Source organism: Janthinobacterium sp. 75 (assembly GCF_004365495.1).
Taxonomy (GTDB): Bacteria; Pseudomonadota; Gammaproteobacteria; order Burkholderiales; family Burkholderiaceae_D; genus Janthinobacterium.
The window spans coordinates 2,925,939-2,943,873 of record NZ_SORD01000001.1 but is presented as its reverse complement, the minus strand read 5'-3'; the positions used below and the strand labels follow the sequence as shown (position 1 = coordinate 2,943,873).

The following is a 17,935-nucleotide window of genomic DNA, read 5'->3' as shown; positions in this document are numbered from 1 at the left end:
AACAAGGACACACATGAACCAACTTCGCCGCAACCTGCTCCTGGTCGCCACCAGCCTGGCCTTCGCTACCGCCGCCCACGCAAAAGACCCGAAAGAACTCGTCATCGGCACCAGCTCCGGTCCGTATTCCGACCAGCTGAAGCTGGGCATCAAGCCCATTCTGGAAAAACAGGGCTACAAGGTCAAGATCGTCGAATTCAACGACTACGTGCAGCCGAACTACGCGCTGGCCGAAGGCTCGCTGGACGCCAACGTGTTCCAGCACATCGTCTACCTGACCAAGTTCGCCACCGATAACAAGCTGCCCTTGAGCCCCCTCATCACCGTGCCGACCATGCCGATCGGCCTGTACGGCGGCAAACAGAAAACGCTGGCCGAAGTGAAGAACGGCGCCACCATCACCATGCCGAACGATCCGACCAACCAGGCGCGCGCGCTCGTGATGCTGGCCAAGATGGGCTGGATCAAACTGAAACCGCACGTCGATCCGCTGCGCGCTTCCGAGCGTGACGTGCTGGAAAACCCGAAGAAGCTGAAACTGGTGCCGCTGGAAGCGGCGCAGCTGCCGCGTTCGCTGGCGGACGCCGACTACGCCTTCGTCAATGGCAACTTCGCCCTGGCCGCCGGCATGAAGCTGACGTCGGCCCTGAGCGTGGAAAAGATCTCGGACAGCTACATCAACCTGGTGGCCATCCGCACGGCCGACAAAGCCAAGCCATGGGTCAAGGACCTGGAAGCGGCCTACCGCTCGCGCGCCTTCCTCGACGCGACGAACAAATACCTGCCCGGCTACGAAAAGACGGATTACCAGCTGGCACTGGAAAAGACGCTGAAAAAATAAACCGCTGCAGCTAATGTAAAAAGGACGGCAAAGCCGTCCTTTTTTATTGTGCGCGCCACGCAGGCGCTGTCATGCCATGCTTAGAAGCGGTAACCGACGCCTACACCGATCAGGACAGGATCGACCTTGACTTCGCTGGCCTTGGCGCCACCGATGAAGACGTCGCTGCGGATCTGCACTTTCTTGATGTCGAAGTTCAGGGACCAGTTCTTGTCCAGCTTGTAGTCGACACCGGCTTGCAGCGAGTAACCCCAGCTGTCATGCTCCAGGCGGCCGGCGCCGTTCAGCAATTTCACGTCCGAAATATTCGTGTAGTTGATGCCGGCACCCACGTAAGGGCTGAACTGTTTTTCAGGCATGAAGTGGTATTGCAGCGACAGGGTCGGCGGCAGGTGTTTGAAGGTACCGATATTGTTGCCGTCGAGCTTGACGTCATGCTTTTGCGGGTAGGTCAGGATCAACTCGGCAGCGATATTCGGGGTAAAGAAGTACGAAATATCGATTTCAGGAATCGTCTTGCTGCTCACATGCAAGCGGTCGGATGCACCGACACCACCAACAGGAGCAGATTTATCGGCCGGATCGATGTGCACGGCGCGCGCGCGCACCAGCCATGGGCTTTCCTGAGCCATTGCATTGCCGGCGAATGCGCCGATGGCGGCCAGGACGATTGCTGCTGCAGTTGCGGACTTCTTCATTCTAGTTCCCTCTTTTTGTCGTTAAGTAACGCTGCGAAGTCTAAGAGTGCAGTGCAACAAAAACTTTGATCCACATCAAATAGTGCTAGATGGCATCACTAGAGGGATTTTTTTCTTTGCCCAGGTCAAGAAAATGCCGCAGCGCAGCGCGACCATACCAATTAATGCACGCCGTCAAACAGGCTGGCGACCCAATCGGCAAACACGCGCACGCGCGCCGACAATTGCCGGTGATGGGGGTACAGCACGGACACGGGCAGCGGGTCGGGACGACAGTCCCGCAGCACTTCCACCAGCTCGCCAGCTGCCAGCGCCTGCTCCAGGTGGTAGCGGGGTGCCTGGATCAAGCCCAGGCCCGCGCGGCAGCAGGCGTGATACGCGTCGGCATTGTTGACCGATACGGTGCCCGGCAAGGCCACGCTGTGCCGCTGTCCTGCCACCTTGAAATCGAAGGGCCAGACCTTGCCCGTCTGGGTAGAAAAGAAATTCACGGCGCGGTGGCCATCGAGCTGCGCCAGATTCTCCGGCGTACCGTGGGCGGCCAGGTAGGCGGGGCTGGCGCACGTCAGCTGTTCCAGCAGCGCCAGCCGGCGCGCCACCATGGACGAGTCGCTCAATTCGCCCACGCGCAGCACGCAATCGACGCCTTCGCGCACCAGGTCGACGAGGCGGTCGCCCATGCCAATTTCCAGTTCGATCCGCGGATAGCGGGCGCAAAACTGGTCCAGTACGGGCAGGACGAAATGCATGGCCAGGGTCGCGTGCAGGTCGATGCGCAACTTGCCTGCCGGCTGCTTCTGCGCCGAGGAAAACACGGCTTCCGTTTCTTCCAGGTCCGCCAGCAGGCACACGCAGCGCTGGTAATACGCCTCGCCATCGGGCGTGGGCGTCACCTGCCGCGTGGTCCGCTGCAGCAGGCGCACGCCCAGCCGCGCTTCGAGTTGCTTGATCGCATGCGTGACGGTCGCCTTCGGATAGCCAAGGTCATGCGCCGCCTGCGTGAAACTGCGCAGCTCGACGATGCGGGTAAACAGACGCATTGCATCAAATCGGTCCACACCCCCTCCATTATTATTTCCTGCTGCACAGTGTATCGATTTGAGCGCCACTTTTCCATATTGAACGAACACCCTGGTATCAGTTGCCCGCCAAGCAATCGTCACTTGCGCCGAGGTCACTGGCTTCCCAGCTGACTGCACCGCATACTATCCCCAGTTCGCACATGAGAATGGTAATGATTATCATTTGCGATATAATGCAGATTCACGCTGGGGCGTGCGCTCCGGCGATCATAAAAGGAATGGGAGACATGGATATTTTGAGGGAACTGCGTGATTCGGGCTTGAAAGTGACTATCCCCCGCTTGCGGATTCTGCAGCTGTTTCAAGAAGGAGGCATCAAGCACCTGAGTGCGGACGATGTCTACAAACTCTTGCTGGCCGAAAAGATCGACGTCGGCCTGGCCACCATCTACCGCGTGCTGATGCAGTTTGCCGAAGCGGGCATCCTGTTTCGCCGGCATTTCGAATCGGGCCATGCCGTCTTCGAACTCAATGAAGGCCAGCACCACGACCACCTGGTTTGCACGGGTTGTGGCAAGGTCGATGAATTTGTCGATGAAGGCATCGAACTGCGCCAGAATGAAATCGCCACCGAGCGGGGCTTCGTGCTGCACGAGCACGCGCTGTCGCTGTACGGCACCTGCGCCGAGTGCACGGCGAAGAAAATTCCGCCACGCCGGGCCTGAGGCCAGCGCGCAGCATAGCGCTCGGCACCTTGCCTGCGCTACACTGCGCGCAAGCTCGACAAAGGACACGCATGTACATCGGAGAAATCGCCCGCCTGGCGGGCACCTCGCCCAAGGCCTTGCGCCACTATGAAACGCTGGGCTTGCTGGGCGACGTGCGCCGTTCCGGCGCCTACCGCGTCTACACGAAGCAAGACCTGGCGCAAGTCAGGCTCATACGCCAGGCGCAGGCCCTGGGATTCCGCCTGGCCGAGCTGCTGCCCATCCTGGCCGGCGACAACACGGACTGGGCCGCCCTGTCGCGCCACATCGCCGCCAAGCGCGCACAGATACAGCAGGATATCGCCCGCCTGCGCCAGCTCGACGCGCAGCTGGCCGATATCGACACGGAAATCAGCGACTGCCTGGCACGCCAGCACCTTCCAGCGGCCGCTTGACTCTGCCACTAGGGGCAGGCTTTAGCATGCAAGCTGTTCTTTTACGGAAAGCCTGCATCATGACCAAACGCATTCTCATTCTCCTCGGCCACCCGTCCAGCGACAGTTTCTGCGCCGCCCTGGCCGAGGCCTACGCCGCCACGGCCCGCACTGCAGGTCACAGCGTGCGCGAACTGCGCCTGGGCCAGCTGGACTTCGATCCCATCCTGCACGAAGGCTACCGCCAGATGCAGCCGCTGGAAGCGGACTTGCTGGCGGCGCAGGAAGCCATCAGCTGGGCCGAACACCTGGTGTTCGCCTACCCCATCTGGTGGGGCGGCGCGCCGGCCCTGCTGAAGGGGTTTGTCGACCGCGTCTTCCTGCCCGGCTTTGCCTTCAAATACCGCCCGGGCAAGGCTTTCCCGGCCCAGCTGCTGAAGGGCCGCACGGCCCAGCTGCTGGTGACGATGGATACGCCGCCCTGGTATTTCCGCTGGGTCTACCACATGCCCGGCATCCACCAGCTGCGCAAGACGACCCTGGAATTTTGCGGCGTCAAGCCCGTCAAGGTGGCAAGCTTCGGCCCTATCTTGAATTCCACCGAGCCGCAGCGGGCGCGCTGGCTGGCACAGGCGCAGGTGCTGGCCCGGCGCCTGTAAGTTGCTTGCCATGCAGCCATCTTGCATACGGTTTTGACAAGCTGGTAATCAAGCCGTCACATTCAAAGGCTACCATAATGATATTGCCTGTTTGTCAGTCGCCTTGCCGTCGCGACAACAAGGGTCCGATTGTCATGTAAAGGTAGCCGCTGTGGAGTTCAACGCTTCTCGATTGCATCTTCCCCGTTTTCGCACCTCCGTGGCGGCTGATCTGTGCATCCCCACGGAATCAGTGCAGGCCGACGCCAGCAATTTCGCCGTGCTGGAGTTGTTTACGGAACGGCGAGACATGATGAGCCTGCCAGTTACGGAGCAGCAGAAGCCCATCGGCTTGATCAGCCGCAACATCTTCATGTCGCAGATGTCCAAGCCCTTCTATCACGAGGTGTACGGCAAGAAGAGCTGCATCGCCTTCATGGACAAGGAACCGCTGATCGTCGATGGCGCCATGAGCATCGAGGACCTCACCTTCCGTGCGGTGGAAGCGGGCGAAAAAGCGCTGGCCGATGGCTTCATCATCACCGAGGATGGTGCGCTGGCCGGCGTGGGCTTCGGCTTGCAGCTGATGAACGTGGTGGCCACCATGCAGGCCGAAAAGAACCGGCAAATCATGCACAGCATCGATTACGCCAGCGTGATCCAACGCGCCCTGCTGCGCACCTCCGATGCGCAATTGCGCGCCACCCTGCCCGACGCCCACCTGGAATGGCAGCCGCGCGACGTCGTCGGCGGCGATTTCTACTTCTTCGAACGCCACGCAGACGGCTGGTTTGCCGCCATCGCCGACTGCACGGGCCATGGCGTGCCGGGGGCCTTCATGACCCTGATCGCCTCGTCGGCCCTGAGCCAGGCCTTGCGCGAACTGGGGCCGCGAGATCCTGCCGCCCTGATCGGCACCGTCAGCCGCGCCATCAAGACCTTGCTGGGCCAGGACGGCGCCGGCAGCGACAACGCTGGCCACGCCGGTTCGAACGACGGCATGGATTGCGCCTTCTTGTGTTACGACGACGCCAGCGCCAGCCTGCGTTTCGCGGGGGCGAAACTGGCGCTGCACGTGGTGGCGCCCGGCGAAGAGGCCGTGCGCGCCATCGATGGCGCGCGCATGGGCGTGGGCTATGTCGATACGCCCGCCAGCTACTGCTGGCACAACGAGACGCTAGCCATCCCCGCCGGCAGCCTGCTGTTCATCACTACCGACGGCTTGCTCGACCAGATCGGCGGCGCGCGCGACATCGCCTATGGCAAGCGGCGCATGCGAGAGCTGCTGCTGGCGCAGCGCGACGCGCCCGCCAGCGAGGCGGCGGCGGCGCTGCTGCTGGACAGCGTCGCCTGGCAAGGCAAACAGCCGCGCCGCGACGACCTGACCTTTTTCTGTTTCCGCCTGTAGTCGGGCGCCCTCGAACCACCTTATCAACAAGAAACCGGGTCACCGGCTAGCCAGGAGCACGGACGTGCTGTACGAAGAATTCAACGAGTTTTGGGATGTGGCGCGCAAGCGCAACATCATCTTTTTTTACGTGGGCTATTTCTCGCAGCACGTGGTGAGCGCCATTTCCGAAACCATCAAGGCGCGCCTCGACACGGCCGGCGCGGCCGGGCCGACGCGGCGGCGCATCTTTTCGTCGTTCATCGAGATGTCGCAAAACATCATGCACTATTCGGCGGACAGCCTGACGCCCGATGCGCAGCTGGACCAGCAGATGCGGCGCGGCTCGTTTTGCATCGGCACGCGCGGCGACAGCTTTTTTCTGCTGTGCGCCAACCCCGTCTCGACGGACAACGTGGCGCAGATCCGCACCCGCCTGGAGCCGCTGCACAGCATGACGATGGAAGAAATCCGCCTCGCCTACAAGAAGGCCCTGCGCGAGGAAGCACCGTCCGACAGCAAGGGCGCTGGCCTGGGTTTCCTCACCATGGCGCGCGATGCCAGCGAGCCGCTGGAATTCGAATTCGTCCAGGATCCCCAGGAGCCGGGGCACACCATCTTCTGCATCAAAGCCATCATTTGAAAGAGCCGACTCAGGAAAGCATATGCAATTACCGTCACCACTGTTCATCGCCGCGACCCCGAGTTCGCCCGAAATCGACTTCCGTTTCGAGCAGCACACCCTGTCAATCAAGGGCGAGTCATATCCGGAAAACGCGGCCGCCTTCTATGGCCCGTTGATCGCCGCCGTGCGCGCCTACCTGGACGGCTGCCACGAGAGTGCCATCACCGTCAACGTCTCGCTGGCCTACTTCAACAGCTCCAGCACGAAGATGCTGTTTACCCTGTTCGACATCCTGAACCAGGCAGCAATGGAGGGCAATCAAGTGCGCCTGAACTGGTATCACGATGAAGACGATGACACGATCCTGGAATTTGGCCAGGAGCTGCAGCAGGACTTTACGGCCCTCGACTTCCACGACCATCCCGTGCAAGGCAGCTAGAGCATGCACGCCGCCATCTCCGAGTCCGCCCTGGAACCCGACCTGTTCACCGTGGAAGCGGCGGCGCTTGCTGCCGCGCGTCACATGCACGCCGACGTCCATGCCAGCGGCGAGGCGCAGCGCCGCGTGCTCGGTGAACTGATCAATCACTACGAACGGCTGATGCGCGAGACGCGGCGCCTGATCGGCCGCAGCGACCGCGCCGAGCGCGACATGCATTTGCTGAACCGGCAATTGCAAACCCTGGCCGGCCAGCTCGAATATCGCGCCACGCACGACCCGCTGACGGGCGCCCTGAACCGCGGCGCCGTGATCGAGCATGCCTCGCGCTGCCTGGCGCAGGGCGACATGGCCCTAATCGTGCTCGACATCGACCTGTTCAAGCAGGTCAACGACGATTTCGGCCACCCGGCCGGCGACGGCGTGATCCAGGCCGTGGTCGACTGCCTGAAAGGCTTGCTAGGACAGGAAACGGCCATCGGCCGGGTCGGCGGTGAAGAATTTTCCGTGGTCTGGCCCACCTCTTCGCGCGACGACGCGGCGACAGTGGCGCAGCGCATCTGCGAGAGCGTCGGCCGCCAGCGACATGCGGCGCCCATCACGCGGGCCATCACCGTCAGCGTGGGCCTGAGCTGGAACCGCGCCGGAACAGCCTTCGAGACGGCCTACAGCCATGCGGACCAGGCCCTGTACCAGGCCAAGCGCGAAGGACGCAACTGCGTGCGCCAGTGGCTGGAAAGCTGAATCAGCGGCCAGGCTCGCGCGCCATGCTGCCGTCGCGGCGCATGGCGGCAGCGGCGCGCTGCATGGCAGCCACCTGCGCCTCGGGCACCTTGAGGTTGCAGGCCAGGTAAGTCTGCACGCGATTAAAGGTCAGCAGCGGTTCCACCTTGCCCTCCCACTCCTTGCCGACAAACGGCTTGCTGCCCACCGCCATGCCCACGGCCCACAGATCTATGCGCCCAAGCAACAGTTTTTGCGGATTGAGCCACTCCTGCGTCACGGGCGCCACGCTCAGGCCATGCTGGCGCAGGTAGTCGTCGCGCGCGTCGCCCAGCACCGTACCGATCACCAGGCCGCGCGCATCGGCTAGCGTGCGCAGCGTCAGATGCCGCTCGGCCAGGCCATACAGTATCCACTCTGCTTCGTTGAGGGGGCCGATCCAGCGAAATTGCGCTTCGCGCTCTTGCGTGCGGGTGGTGGAAAAGATGCAGGTGTCGGCTTCGCGCAGCGCCTGCGCATACGCGCGCTTCCACGGCAGTAATTCGATACTGTGGGCGATGCCGGCGCGGGCCATGATGTCGCGCACCTTCGTGGTTTCGCGTCCGACAACGACATTGCCTTCCATCATGCTCGATGGCGGCAAGTGCTCGCCAACGATGCGCAGGGCAGCCGCCGCGGCCAGCGCCGGCATCAGCAGCGCCACTGCCAGCAGCCGTGCCATGCTTGCTTGTTTCATGCTTGCTTTCATCTGCTACAGGGGGATTTCCGCCGATGTTACCATCGGCCCGCGTCAGCATCGCTGCATATTGCCAATTACACCATTCATTTTCCGCAATGTGGCAACAGGCCAACGCCGGGACGATCACTGTGCAGGGGAAAAAGGGAAGAATAACTGGCGGAAAACAGTAGGAGTCGAACCTACGGGAGAACGTCTGACGCCCTCCACCGGGTTTGAAGCCCGGCCACATCACCGGATGAGTGTGCTTTCCGCGGTGCCTGAGCTAGCTGTTGGGCAAGGCTGCACTATAGGACCACAGCGCTTGCGGGCGCAATAGATGCCCATTGCCAACACGGCGAGTATAACCGACGCGGTCAAAGAATTCCAAGACCTGGATCGCACGCTTGCGGCCCAGGCCGCTGGCGTCGCGGAAGGTCGCCGCCCCGACGGCGCCACTGCCGGCCGGCAAGCCGCCACCCTCTTCCGCCCCTTGCGCCAATTCCCGCACCAGTTGCGCCAGCTCGGCAAGCGCCGCCTGGTGATAAAACAGGTCGTGCACCACCTGACTGATCTGCCCTGCCTTGGCAAGTTTACGAAGTAGCTTGCGCGTTTCGTCCTCGGCCAGGCCGAAGTCGCGCGCCAGGTCGCGCGTCCACGCCGGCTCGAAGCGCCCCTGCAGCAAAGCCGCCAGCAAGGGCTCGGCCACCGTTTGCTCCTGCGGCGTCAGTTCCACGCTGTGCGTCGGCAGATGCAGGCTGGCGCCGCGCGCCTGCAGCTCGCCGCGCGCCAGCAAGCCTTCGACCAGATGGCTCCACAAGGCGTCTTCCATCTCCGCGTCGACGATGCGCTTCAGGCGCCACAGTTCCGGCCCCGCTTCATCGGGTGCGCGCGCGTGGAACACCGCCAGGGCGGCCAGCACGCGCTCTTCCAGCGCGGCCTGCGCCGCCGGCGCCAGCAGCAGGGCATCGCCACCGCGCAGGGCGATGCGCCGCGTATCGGCCGGCAGCGCGATGGCGTTCGCCGGCAGCAGCGACAGGCGCACCAGCAGCGACTCGCGCAAGCCCAGCGGGCTTTGCGCCAGCAGCGCCGCATAGTCGCCCTGCGCGACAAAGGCAGCGAGGGCATCGAGCCAGGCAAGCCTGGCCGGGCTGCGCCGCTTGCGCGCGGGGCCGAACGGGTCGAGCACCATGCCGCCGCCCACCGTCTGCGTCGCTTGCGCATTGCGCACGACGAAACGGTCGCCCGGCACGCCGTGCATGGGGGCGTCGAACACCAGCTGCACTCTCCCCGTCTGCCCCGGCGACAGCGTCTCGCCATCGAGCATGACGGCGCGCGCCAGTTGGTGCGCTGCGCCCAGATGCACGTGCAGCGGCGACCAGGCTTTCAATTGCACGCCGGCGTCGGGCAGCAAAGTCAGTTCCACGTCGATACGCTCCGAGCATTGCGCCAGTTCCGGCGCGACGATCCAGTTGCCCCGTTCGATGCGTTCGCGGTCGATGCCGGCCAGGTTCAGCGCCAGGCGCTGGCCCGCCATGCCCGTCTCGGCTGCGCGGTTTTGCGCATGGATGCTGCGCACGCGCGCGCTTGCGCCGCCGGGTGCCAGCTGCAGGGTGTCCCCCACCCTGGCCATGCCGGCCAGCGCCGTGCCGGTGACGATGGTGCCCTGTCCCGACAAGGTAAACACGCGGTCCACGCCCAGGCGGAACAAACGTCGTTCATCGCGCTGCGGCAGGCTGCGCGACACTTGCGTCAAGTGCGCCAGCAAGGCGGCCACGCCGGCATCGTTGTCCCGGCTGGCGGCCGTGGGGAAAATCGGGCTGCCCACCAATGGCGTGCCGGCCAGCAGCGCCTCGATCTCCGCTTCCACCTGCGCCACGCGGGCGCTGTCGGCGCGGTCGATCTTGGTCAGCGCCACGGCGCCCCGCGTCACGCCCAGCAGCTGCAGGATGGCCAGGTGCTCGTGCGTCTGCGGCATGATGCCATCGTCGGCCGCCACCACCAGCAGGGCAAAGTCGATGCCCGTCACGCCGGAAGCCATGGTGCGGATGAATTTTTCGTGGCCGGGCACGTCGATCACGCCCAGCACCGTGCCGTCCGCCAGCGGCAGATAGGCATAACCGAGTTCAATCGAGATGCCGCGCGCCTGCTCTTCCTTCAGGCGGTCCGTGTGCACGCCCGTCAGCGCGCGCGTGAGCGTCGTCTTGCCATGGTCGATATGGCCTGCGGTACCGACGATCATGCGGACAACTCGTCGAGCTGCGCGATGAAGGCCGTCTCGTGCGCCGCTTCCAGGCAGCGCAGGTCCAGCCACAGCGCATCCTGGCCGATGCGCCCGATGACGGGGCACGGCAAGGCGCGCAGGCGCTGCTCCAGCATTCCCAATGGATTGCTCAGGCGCGAGCCGGGGGCGCTGCGGATGGCCAGGCCAAAGCTGGACAGCTGGTCGACGGGCAAGGCGCCGCTGCCGATCTGGCTTTTCATGGCTTCGGCGTTGACCACGTAGGCGGCACCGAGCACGCTTTGCAACTGCGGCAGCAGCAGCTCGGCTTGCGCGCGCATGGCGGCCGCGGGGCGCGTCAGCAGGCGCAAGGTGGTCAGGCGTTCGGCCAGCAAGTCCGGCGCGCGGTACAGCTGCAGCACCGGGGCCAATGCGGCCAGGGTCAGTTTGCCCACACGCAGCGCGCGTTTCAGGGGGTTGCGCTTGATTTTCGCGATCAGGTCGGCGCGTCCGACGATGACGCCGCATTGGGGCCCGCCCAGCAATTTATCGCCGCTGAAGGTCACCAGGTCGGCGCCCGCTGCTATCGTCTCGCGCACCGTCGTTTCATGTGGCAGGCCGTATTGCGCCAGGTCGACCAGGGTGCCGCTGCCCAGGTCCACGGCCGTCGGCACACCGTGTTTGGATGCCAGCGGTACGAGTTCGTCGAGTTCCACGCTTTTCGTGAAACCGGTGATCGCGTAATTGCTGCAATGGACCTTCATCAAGAGGGCCGTGTCCTCATTCACGCCATTGGCGTAATCGGCCAGGTGGGTGCGGTTGGTGCTGCCCACTTCGCGCAGCACGGCGCCCGCGCGCGTCATCACGTCGGGGATGCGGAAGGCGCCGCCGATTTCCACCAGTTCGCCGCGCGAGACGACGACCTCTTTATTCTGCGCCAGGGTATTGAGCATCAGCAGCACGGCGGCCGCATTGTTGTTGACGATGGTAGCCGCTTCTGCTCCCGTCAGTTCGCGCAGCAATTCCTCGACCAGGTCGTCGCGGTCGCCGCGCTTGCCCGTTTCCAGGTCGAACTCCAGGTTCATCGGCCACTGCAGCGCTTCCACCACGGCTTGCACGGCGGCGTCGGGCAGCAGCGCGCGGCCCAGATTCGTATGCAGCACGGTGCCCGTCAGGTTGAACACCGCGCGCAGCTGCGAGCGTGATCGGGCCTGCAGCCGCTCGGCCATTTGCGCGACGATGGCAGCAAGCGATGCGCCCTCTTCGCAGACTGCACCGGCCAGCATGGCCGCGCGCAGTTCCGCCAGCACGGCGCGCGCGCAGGCCAATGTTTGCGCGCGGCCGTAGTGCGCAATCAGGGCGAGGCAAGCCGCGTCGCCCAGGATGCGGTCGACCGACGGCAGGCGCACGGTTTGCCCCGTCGTCATGGCTGCGGGTCCTCGCTGCTGTCGTTCTTCCCCAGCCACAGCAGCGGATTGCCGCTGGCGCGCTGGTAGCCCGCTTCGCCCACCAGCAGGTCAAGCATCAGGCTGGCCAGGTCGTCGGCCAGCGGCTCGACGTTGTAATCGTGTTCCTGGTTGAAGACCTTGCGATAAGTATGGCAATCGTCGCAGGTTTCCGCGCGCGCCACTTTTTTAGGATCATTCGCTTTGTTGGGTAATTTGTCGTCCTTCGCCGTCACGGGGTCGAACGGCTTTGCGTCGGCCGCGTCCAGGCCCTGGTAGGCGATCTTGCCATTCTGTTCGCAGGTGGAGCACTTCACGCGCACCATATGCCATTCGCTTTCGCAGATGCCGCAGTGCAGGTAGCGGTAGCCCTGGGACTGGCCGCCGATGCGGATTACGCTGGCGACGGGGTGCGAACCGCAGACGGGGCACAGTGTGCCCGTTTCCAGGTCCGGCACGCGCGCGGCGCGCAGTTCGCTGGCCGACACCGACCACAGGATCTGCAGCGCGGCCGCGACGAACGGCGCGTGCATGGGGTTCAGGTTGTCGCCGTTTTCATCGAGCACGGCATCGGCGCAGGCATCCAGCGCTGGCGCGTCGAGCGCGCGCAACTGCGCCAGCACCTGGGTCAGGCCGCCCGATAATGCCGGCTGGCTGGCTGCCGTGGCGGCCAGTTCATCGAGCAGGCTGGCAAAGATGTCGCGCCAGACGGGCGGACGGGCGCCATTCACGGGCAGCACCGGCATGCGGTGCTGCATCGCGCGGCGCAGCGCGTCGGGGTCGGCGGCAGGCACGGCGCCGGGCGCCAGTTTCCCCACCACGGCGGCCTGCGCATCGGCCAGCGCGGCCATCAGCACCAGGTAGCCCTGCATGCCCGCGTCCACGGGGATGCCCTTGATCTTGCCTTGCGCCAGTTCGCGCAAGCGCAAGGCGCGCGCCTTGAACAGACTGTCAGGCTGCGGCAGCAGCAGGCGCGGAATCGCGTTGTGGTCCAGGCCTTCGATTTCGCCTGGCTGAAGAATGCGTTGTACCAATGGAGTTTTCCCATCAAAAAAGGGGGCTGTAAAGTATTCTAATCGATATGGTGCAGCGCAAGCCGCAAAGGAAAACCGGGGTCAGACCCGTCGGGTCTGACCCCAGCTCTTGCACTTGGGCTAATTAAGCAAAAAACCGTCAGTCTTTGCTGTTGCGAATGACCGCTTCAAACCACTTCGGATGGTGCTTGCGCGCCCAGCCATAGGTGACGGTGCCGCGCACCATGGCGCCGATCGAGCCCTTGACCCACAGCGCCGCATAGATATGCACGATGATGGCGCAGATGATGGCAAAAGCACAAGTGGCATGCAGCAAGGCGGCAAAACGCACCACGTCGATCGGGAAGTAGAACGCGAAATACGCGCGCCAAATCACGATGCCAGACAGCAACAGGCCAATCATGCTTGCCAGCAGCACGAAAAACAGGATCTTCTGGCCGGCATTGTATTTGCCGATCTTCGGAAGCTTTTCCTCGCGGTTGTTGAGCACGTCGTCCATCTGTTTCAGCCACTGCTTGTCGCCGTCCTCGAACTTGTTGTGGTGCCAGAAACGCACCACCAGGATCGCGAACGAGACGAACATCACCAGGCCGGCAAACGGATGCAAGATGCGCGTCCATTGCCCGCCACCAAACAGGTTCGCCAGCCACGCCATCGAGGGATGGAACATGGCCAGGCCGGACAGGGCCAGCATGACGAAGGTGATGGCGGTCACCCAATGGTTCGTGCGCTCGTTCGGATCGTAGCGCTGAATCAGCGGGTTGCCATCCTTGTCGTACCGCTTTCCATCATGCAGGTCATTGTGGCTCATGGTCTTCCTCCCGGATGCGCTTGGCCTCTTCCAGCGCTTCGCGCTCTTCGTCCTTGCTCACTTCGTTCGGACCGACACGCGTGTAATGGAAGAAGCCTGCCAGCGCCGTGGCAGCCATGCCGGCCACGGCCAGCGGCTTGGACCAGCCCTTCCAGAAGCCCACCATCGGGCTGATGCGCGGGCGTTCCGGCAAGTTCGAATACAGCTTCGGCTTGTCGGCATGGTGCAGCACGTACATCACGTGCGTGCCGCCCACGCCCAGCGGATCGTACAGGCCCGCGTTTTCGAAACCGCGCGACTTCAGGTCAACGATGCGCTCTTCCGCATGCACCTTCATGTCTTCCTTGGTGCCGAAAACAATGGCGCCCGTCGGACAGGTTTTCACGCAGGCCGGTTCCTGGCCCACGGCCACGCGGTCCGAGCAGAGCGTGCACTTGTAGGCGCGGTCGTCCTTTTTCGAAATGCGGGGCACGTCGAAAGGACAGCCAGCCACGCAGTAGCCGCAACCGATGCAGTTTTCCTGGTGGAAATCGACAATGCCATTCGTGTATTGCACGATGGCGCCCGGCGCCGGGCAAGCCTTCAGGCAGCCCGGGTCCTCGCAGTGCATGCAGCCATCCTTGCGGATCAGCCACTCGAGGTTGCCGTCGTTGTTTTCGTGTTCGGCAAAACGCATCACCGTCCACGATTGCGGCGTCAAGTCCGTCGGATTGTCATAGGTGCCATGGTTTTCGCCGACTTCATCGCGCAAGTCGTTCCATTCCATGCACGCCGTCTGACAAGCCTTGCAGCCGATGCATTTCGACACATCGATCAGCTTGGCCACGGTGCCCGTCACCGGGCTGCGCGCTTGCGGTGGCGTCACCGTGGTAGCCGACAGGCGCCGGATATCTAAGGATTGCAGTGCCATTATTGAGCTCCCATCATGCTTTTTCCACCTTCACCAGGAAGGACTTGAATTCCGGCGTTTGCGAATTCGCATCCCCCACGCCCGGCGTCAGGGTATTGATCAGATACCCCGGCTTGGCCACGCCCGTGAAGCCCCAGTGCAGCGGCAGGCCCACGGTATGCACCTGCTTGCCCTCGATCATCAACGCCTTGATGCGCTTGGTGACGACGGCCTTGGCGATGATGTGGCCCCGCTTGGAACTGACGCGCACTTCACCGCCGGCAACGACGCCGATGCTCTTGGCCAGCTCTTCGCCGATTTCAACGAATTGCTGCGGCTGGATAATGGCGTTCAGGCGCGCATGCTTGGTCCAGTAATGGAAATGCTCGGTCAGGCGGTAGCTGGTGGCCACATGCGGATATTCCTCGTGCGTGCCGAACATTTTCCGGTCATCGGCGAACACGCGCGCGGCCGGATTGCTGGTCGCCTGCGGGTTTTTCGGATGCATGGGGTTGTAACCCAGCGGATTTTCGAACGGCTCGTAATGCTCGGGGAACGGCCCTTCGGCCATGGCGCCACGCGCAAAGAAGCGCGCCACGCCCTCGCCCAGCATGATGAACGGGCCCATGCCATTTTCCGGCGGCTCGTCGACCTTGAAGTCGGGAATATCGGCCCCGCTCCAGTTCGTGCCATTCCACTCGATCAACTTGCGGGTCGGGTCGAAAGGCTTGCCCTTCAAGTCGCACGAGGCACGGTTGTACAGCACGCGGCGGTTGGCCGGCCACGCCCAAGCCCAGCCCAAAGTCTGGCCGATGCCCGTCGGGTCGCTATTGTCGCGCCGTCCCATCTGGTTGCCCGCCTGCGTCCAGCTGCCGGCGAAGATCCAGCAACCGCTGGTGGTGGTGCCATCGTCGCGCAGTTGCGCAAACGAGGCCAGCTGCTCGCCCTTTTTCACCAGCAACTTGGTCGCGTCCTTCGGATCGTACAAGTCAGCCAGTGCACGGCCGTTGAATTCGCGGGCGATTTCTTCCGGCTGCGGGTTATGCGGCTGCGCATAATTCCACGTCAGGTTGACGATAGGATCGGGGAACTTGCCGCCCTCTTTCTTGTACATGCTACGCATGCGCAAGAACAGGCCCGACATGATCTCCAGGTCGCTGCGCGCCTGGCCCGGCGGTTCGGCCGCCTGCCAGTGCCATTGCAAGACCCGCGAAGAGCTCACCAGCGAACCGCGTTCTTCGGCGAAGCAGCTGGTCGGCAAGCGGAACACTTCCGTCATGATCTTGGTGGGATCGACTTCGTGGTATTGCCCGTGCGGCTTCCAGAATTCGCCCGTTTCCACGGCCAGCGGGTCCATGATGACGAGGAACTTCAGCTTCGACAGCGCTTCCGTGACTTTCTGCTTGTTCGGCGCGGACGCCAGCACATTGAAGCCCTGGCAGATATAACCCGTCATCTTGCCTTGGTGCATGTTCTCGATGGCTTGCATCAAGTCATACGGCTTGTCGAGTTTCGGCAGGTAGTCGAAGGCGTAATTGTTTTCGGCCGTGGCGAAATCACCCCACCACGTCTTCATGAAGCTGACGTGGAATTTGCGGTAATTGCTCCAGTAGCTGAGCTGGTTCGGCCGCAGCGGCTTGGTGGCGCGTGCGGCGATGTACGCATCGAAATCCTGCTCGCCCTCGTTGGGCAAGGTCATATAACCTGGCAACAGGTTGGACATCAGGCCCAGGTCGGTCAAGCCCTGGATATTCGAGTGGCCGCGCAAGGCGTTCATGCCGCCGCCAGCGATACCCATATTGCCCAGCAACAGCTGCACCATGGCGCCCGTACGGATGGTTTGCGCGCCCGTCGAGTGGTGCGTCCAGCCCAGTGCGTACAGGATGGTGCCGGCGCGTCCCGGCACGGCAGTCGAAGCCATGGCTTCCGCCACCTTGTGGAACTTGTCGGCCGACACGCCGCACGTACGCTCGACCATCTCGGTCGTGTAGCGTGCGTAGTGCTTCTTCATCATCTGGTAGACGCAGCGCGGGTGTTCCAGGGTCGGGTCGACCTTGGCATAACCATCGTCGCCGATCTCGTAATCCCAGGTGGCCTTGTTGGTGTACTTGCCTTTTTCCTTGTCGAAACCCGAGAACAGGCCATCCTCGAACGCATAGTCTTCGCGCACGATGAAGGGCATGTCCGTGTAGTTGCGCACGTACTCATGCTGGATCTTGTCGTTCGTCAGCAGATAATTGATGATCGCGCCGAGGAAGACGATGTCCGTGCCGGTACGCGTGGCGCAGTAGTAATCTGCCACGGATGCGGTACGGGTAAAACGCGGATCGACAACGATCAGCTTGGCCTTGTTATGCGCCTTCGCTTCCGTTACCCATTTGAATCCGCAAGGATGTGCTTCTGCTGCATTGCCGCCCATGACCAAAATCACATCGGCATTCTTGATATCGACCCAATGATTCGTCATCGCGCCACGGCCAAACGTCGGGGCAAGACCTGCCACCGTCGGTCCGTGTCATACACGCGCCTGATTATCAAAGGTCAGCATCCCCATGCTGCGCACTGTCTTGTGGGTCAGGTAACCGACCTCGTTGCTGCCGGCGGACGCGGCAAGCATGCCGGTGGAGAGCCAGCGGTTGACGGTCTTGCCGTCGGCATTCTTTTCGATCAGGTTGGCATCACGGTCATCCTTCATCAGGCGCGCGATCTTGTCGAGCGCCATATCCCAGGAGATCGGCTGCCATTCCGTGCCACCCGGTGCGCGGTATTCGGGCACTTTCAGGCGGTTCGGGCTGTGGATGAAGTCGACCAGGCTGGCGCCTTTCGGGCACAGCGTGCCGCGGTTCACCGGGTGATCGGCATCGCCTTCCACGTGGATGATGCTGGAGACGGCATTTTTCGCGCCGTCGCCCAGTCCATACAGCAGGACGCCACATCCTACCGAACAGTAAGGACAGGTATTACGTGTCTCGGTCGTGCGAGACAGCTTGTATTGCCGCACTTCCGCCATCGCCTGGCCCGGTGCGAAACCGAGCAGGGCGAGGCTGGAACCAGCAATGGTCGCGCCAGTTACCCGAAGGAACTGGCGCCTGGACATCTGAACCATATTCAGGCCTCTATGATGTGAGTAAATAAGAGTCATACAACGTCGTCGTGGTCTCATATCACGAAGATATAAGCACCATGACTGTGCCGTATGACACCATTTTACCCCTCAAACTCCGTCAAGGCTCAGAGCGCCGGAAAAAATTACACTTAGTCAACAATATTTTATAGGAACCGAACAGTTCTTCTAAACAATGCCAA

The 17,935-nt window shown here is 62.8% G+C and carries 17 protein-coding genes and 1 tRNA gene; 8 read left to right on the top strand and 10 right to left on the bottom strand.

All coding sequences use genetic code 11. The features are described from left to right. The first annotated feature begins 13 nt into the window (after positions 1-13). Positions 14-841, top strand: coding sequence for a MetQ/NlpA family ABC transporter substrate-binding protein (locus C8C89_RS13445; RefSeq protein WP_133990330.1), 828 nt, complete (start codon positions 14-16; stop codon positions 839-841). A gap of 80 nt (positions 842-921) precedes the next feature. Here C8C89_RS13445 and C8C89_RS13440 read toward each other — a convergent pair whose 3' ends face one another. Together C8C89_RS13440 and C8C89_RS13435 are read right to left on the bottom strand one after the other, a co-directional pair. Further along, positions 922-1,539, bottom strand: a complete 618-nt coding sequence (locus C8C89_RS13440) for an OmpW family outer membrane protein (RefSeq protein ID WP_101481940.1) — start codon at positions 1,537-1,539, stop codon at positions 922-924. A gap of 161 nt (positions 1,540-1,700) precedes the next feature. Next, positions 1,701-2,597, bottom strand: a complete 897-nt coding sequence (locus C8C89_RS13435; protein WP_101481941.1) for a LysR family transcriptional regulator — start codon at positions 2,595-2,597, stop codon at positions 1,701-1,703. A 251-nt stretch (positions 2,598-2,848) separates the two neighbouring features. Here C8C89_RS13435 and fur point away from each other — a divergent pair, with 251 nt between their 5' ends. The 7 genes from fur to C8C89_RS13400 all read left to right on the top strand — a co-directional run bounded on the left by fur (position 2,849) and on the right by C8C89_RS13400 (position 7,535). Continuing rightward, entirely contained in the window at positions 2,849-3,286 is a 438-nt protein-coding gene (fur, locus tag C8C89_RS13430) for a ferric iron uptake transcriptional regulator (protein WP_101481942.1), read from the top strand. Between the two features lie 71 nt (positions 3,287-3,357). Then, positions 3,358-3,723: a MerR family transcriptional regulator gene (locus C8C89_RS13425; protein ID WP_133990328.1), complete on the top strand. Its 366-nt coding sequence runs from the start codon at positions 3,358-3,360 to the stop codon at positions 3,721-3,723. Positions 3,724-3,782: 59 nt separating this feature from the next. Next, a complete protein-coding gene (locus C8C89_RS13420; RefSeq protein ID WP_133990326.1) occupies positions 3,783-4,361 on the top strand; it encodes an NAD(P)H-dependent oxidoreductase in 579 nt (192 codons plus the stop codon). A gap of 172 nt (positions 4,362-4,533) precedes the next feature. Then, positions 4,534-5,748 carry a SpoIIE family protein phosphatase gene (locus C8C89_RS13415; RefSeq protein ID WP_208327697.1) on the top strand — a complete coding sequence of 405 codons (1,215 nt, stop codon included), beginning with the start codon at positions 4,534-4,536 and terminating at the stop codon, positions 5,746-5,748. 64 nt (positions 5,749-5,812) lie between these two features. After that, positions 5,813-6,370: a SiaB family protein kinase gene (locus C8C89_RS13410; protein WP_101481945.1), complete on the top strand. Its 558-nt coding sequence runs from the start codon at positions 5,813-5,815 to the stop codon at positions 6,368-6,370. A 22-nt stretch (positions 6,371-6,392) separates the two neighbouring features. Beyond that, positions 6,393-6,791 (top strand): DUF1987 domain-containing protein, encoded by a 399-nt coding sequence (locus C8C89_RS13405; protein WP_133990322.1) that lies wholly within the window; start codon positions 6,393-6,395, stop codon positions 6,789-6,791. A 3-nt stretch (positions 6,792-6,794) separates the two neighbouring features. Next, positions 6,795-7,535, top strand: coding sequence for a GGDEF domain-containing protein (locus C8C89_RS13400; protein ID WP_133990320.1), 741 nt, complete (start codon positions 6,795-6,797; stop codon positions 7,533-7,535). A 1-nt stretch (position 7,536) separates the two neighbouring features. On the opposite strand, the gene C8C89_RS13395 is transcribed toward C8C89_RS13400, so the two are convergent. The 8 genes from C8C89_RS13395 to fdnG all read right to left on the bottom strand — a co-directional run bounded on the left by C8C89_RS13395 (position 7,537) and on the right by fdnG (position 17,735). Next, a complete protein-coding gene (locus C8C89_RS13395) occupies positions 7,537-8,250 on the bottom strand; it encodes a transporter substrate-binding domain-containing protein (RefSeq protein ID WP_243858000.1) in 714 nt (237 codons plus the stop codon). A 157-nt stretch (positions 8,251-8,407) separates the two neighbouring features. After that, positions 8,408-8,503, bottom strand: a tRNA-Sec gene (locus C8C89_RS13390). A 12-nt stretch (positions 8,504-8,515) separates the two neighbouring features. Beyond that, positions 8,516-10,471 carry a selenocysteine-specific translation elongation factor gene (gene selB, locus C8C89_RS13385; RefSeq protein ID WP_133990318.1) on the bottom strand — a complete coding sequence of 652 codons (1,956 nt, stop codon included), beginning with the start codon at positions 10,469-10,471 and terminating at the stop codon, positions 8,516-8,518. Next, entirely contained in the window at positions 10,468-11,877 is a 1,410-nt protein-coding gene (selA, locus tag C8C89_RS13380) for an L-seryl-tRNA(Sec) selenium transferase (protein ID WP_133990316.1), read from the bottom strand. Before selA ends, selB begins: the two co-directional genes overlap by 4 nt. Then, a complete protein-coding gene (fdhE, locus tag C8C89_RS13375) occupies positions 11,874-12,929 on the bottom strand; it encodes a formate dehydrogenase accessory protein FdhE (protein WP_133990314.1) in 1,056 nt (351 codons plus the stop codon). The genes selA and fdhE overlap by 4 nt, the downstream gene beginning before the upstream one ends. 139 nt (positions 12,930-13,068) lie before the next feature. Further along, positions 13,069-13,740, bottom strand: a complete 672-nt coding sequence (locus C8C89_RS13370; RefSeq protein WP_101481951.1) for a formate dehydrogenase subunit gamma — start codon at positions 13,738-13,740, stop codon at positions 13,069-13,071. Continuing rightward, positions 13,727-14,650, bottom strand: a complete 924-nt coding sequence (fdxH, locus tag C8C89_RS13365; RefSeq protein WP_101481952.1) for a formate dehydrogenase subunit beta — start codon at positions 14,648-14,650, stop codon at positions 13,727-13,729. Before fdxH ends, C8C89_RS13370 begins: the two co-directional genes overlap by 14 nt. Before the next feature lie 13 nt (positions 14,651-14,663). After that, the gene (gene fdnG / locus C8C89_RS13360; RefSeq protein WP_166674728.1) at positions 14,664-17,735 is read right to left on the bottom strand and encodes a formate dehydrogenase-N subunit alpha; all 3,072 of its coding nucleotides are present in this window, start codon (positions 17,733-17,735) and stop codon (positions 14,664-14,666) included. Positions 17,736-17,935: the final 200 nt, after the last annotated feature.

Coding starts and splice junctions, on each gene's coding strand:
- fdxH (WP_101481952.1), bottom strand. CDS start 14,650: ATGGCACTGCAATCCTTAGATATCCGGCGCCTGTCGGCTACCACGGTG.
- C8C89_RS13400 (WP_133990320.1), top strand. CDS start 6,795: ATGCACGCCGCCATCTCCGAGTCCGCCCTGGAACCCGACCTGTTCACC.
- C8C89_RS13395 (WP_243858000.1), bottom strand. CDS start 8,250: ATGAAACAAGCAAGCATGGCACGGCTGCTGGCAGTGGCGCTGCTGATG.
- C8C89_RS13440 (WP_101481940.1), bottom strand. CDS start 1,539: ATGAAGAAGTCCGCAACTGCAGCAGCAATCGTCCTGGCCGCCATCGGC.
- C8C89_RS13445 (WP_133990330.1), top strand. CDS start 14: ATGAACCAACTTCGCCGCAACCTGCTCCTGGTCGCCACCAGCCTGGCC.
- C8C89_RS13405 (WP_133990322.1), top strand. CDS start 6,393: ATGCAATTACCGTCACCACTGTTCATCGCCGCGACCCCGAGTTCGCCC.
- C8C89_RS13425 (WP_133990328.1), top strand. CDS start 3,358: ATGTACATCGGAGAAATCGCCCGCCTGGCGGGCACCTCGCCCAAGGCC.
- C8C89_RS13420 (WP_133990326.1), top strand. CDS start 3,783: ATGACCAAACGCATTCTCATTCTCCTCGGCCACCCGTCCAGCGACAGT.
- selA (WP_133990316.1), bottom strand. CDS start 11,877: ATGACGACGGGGCAAACCGTGCGCCTGCCGTCGGTCGACCGCATCCTG.
- C8C89_RS13370 (WP_101481951.1), bottom strand. CDS start 13,740: ATGAGCCACAATGACCTGCATGATGGAAAGCGGTACGACAAGGATGGC.
- selB (WP_133990318.1), bottom strand. CDS start 10,471: ATGATCGTCGGTACCGCAGGCCATATCGACCATGGCAAGACGACGCTC.
- fur (WP_101481942.1), top strand. CDS start 2,849: ATGGATATTTTGAGGGAACTGCGTGATTCGGGCTTGAAAGTGACTATC.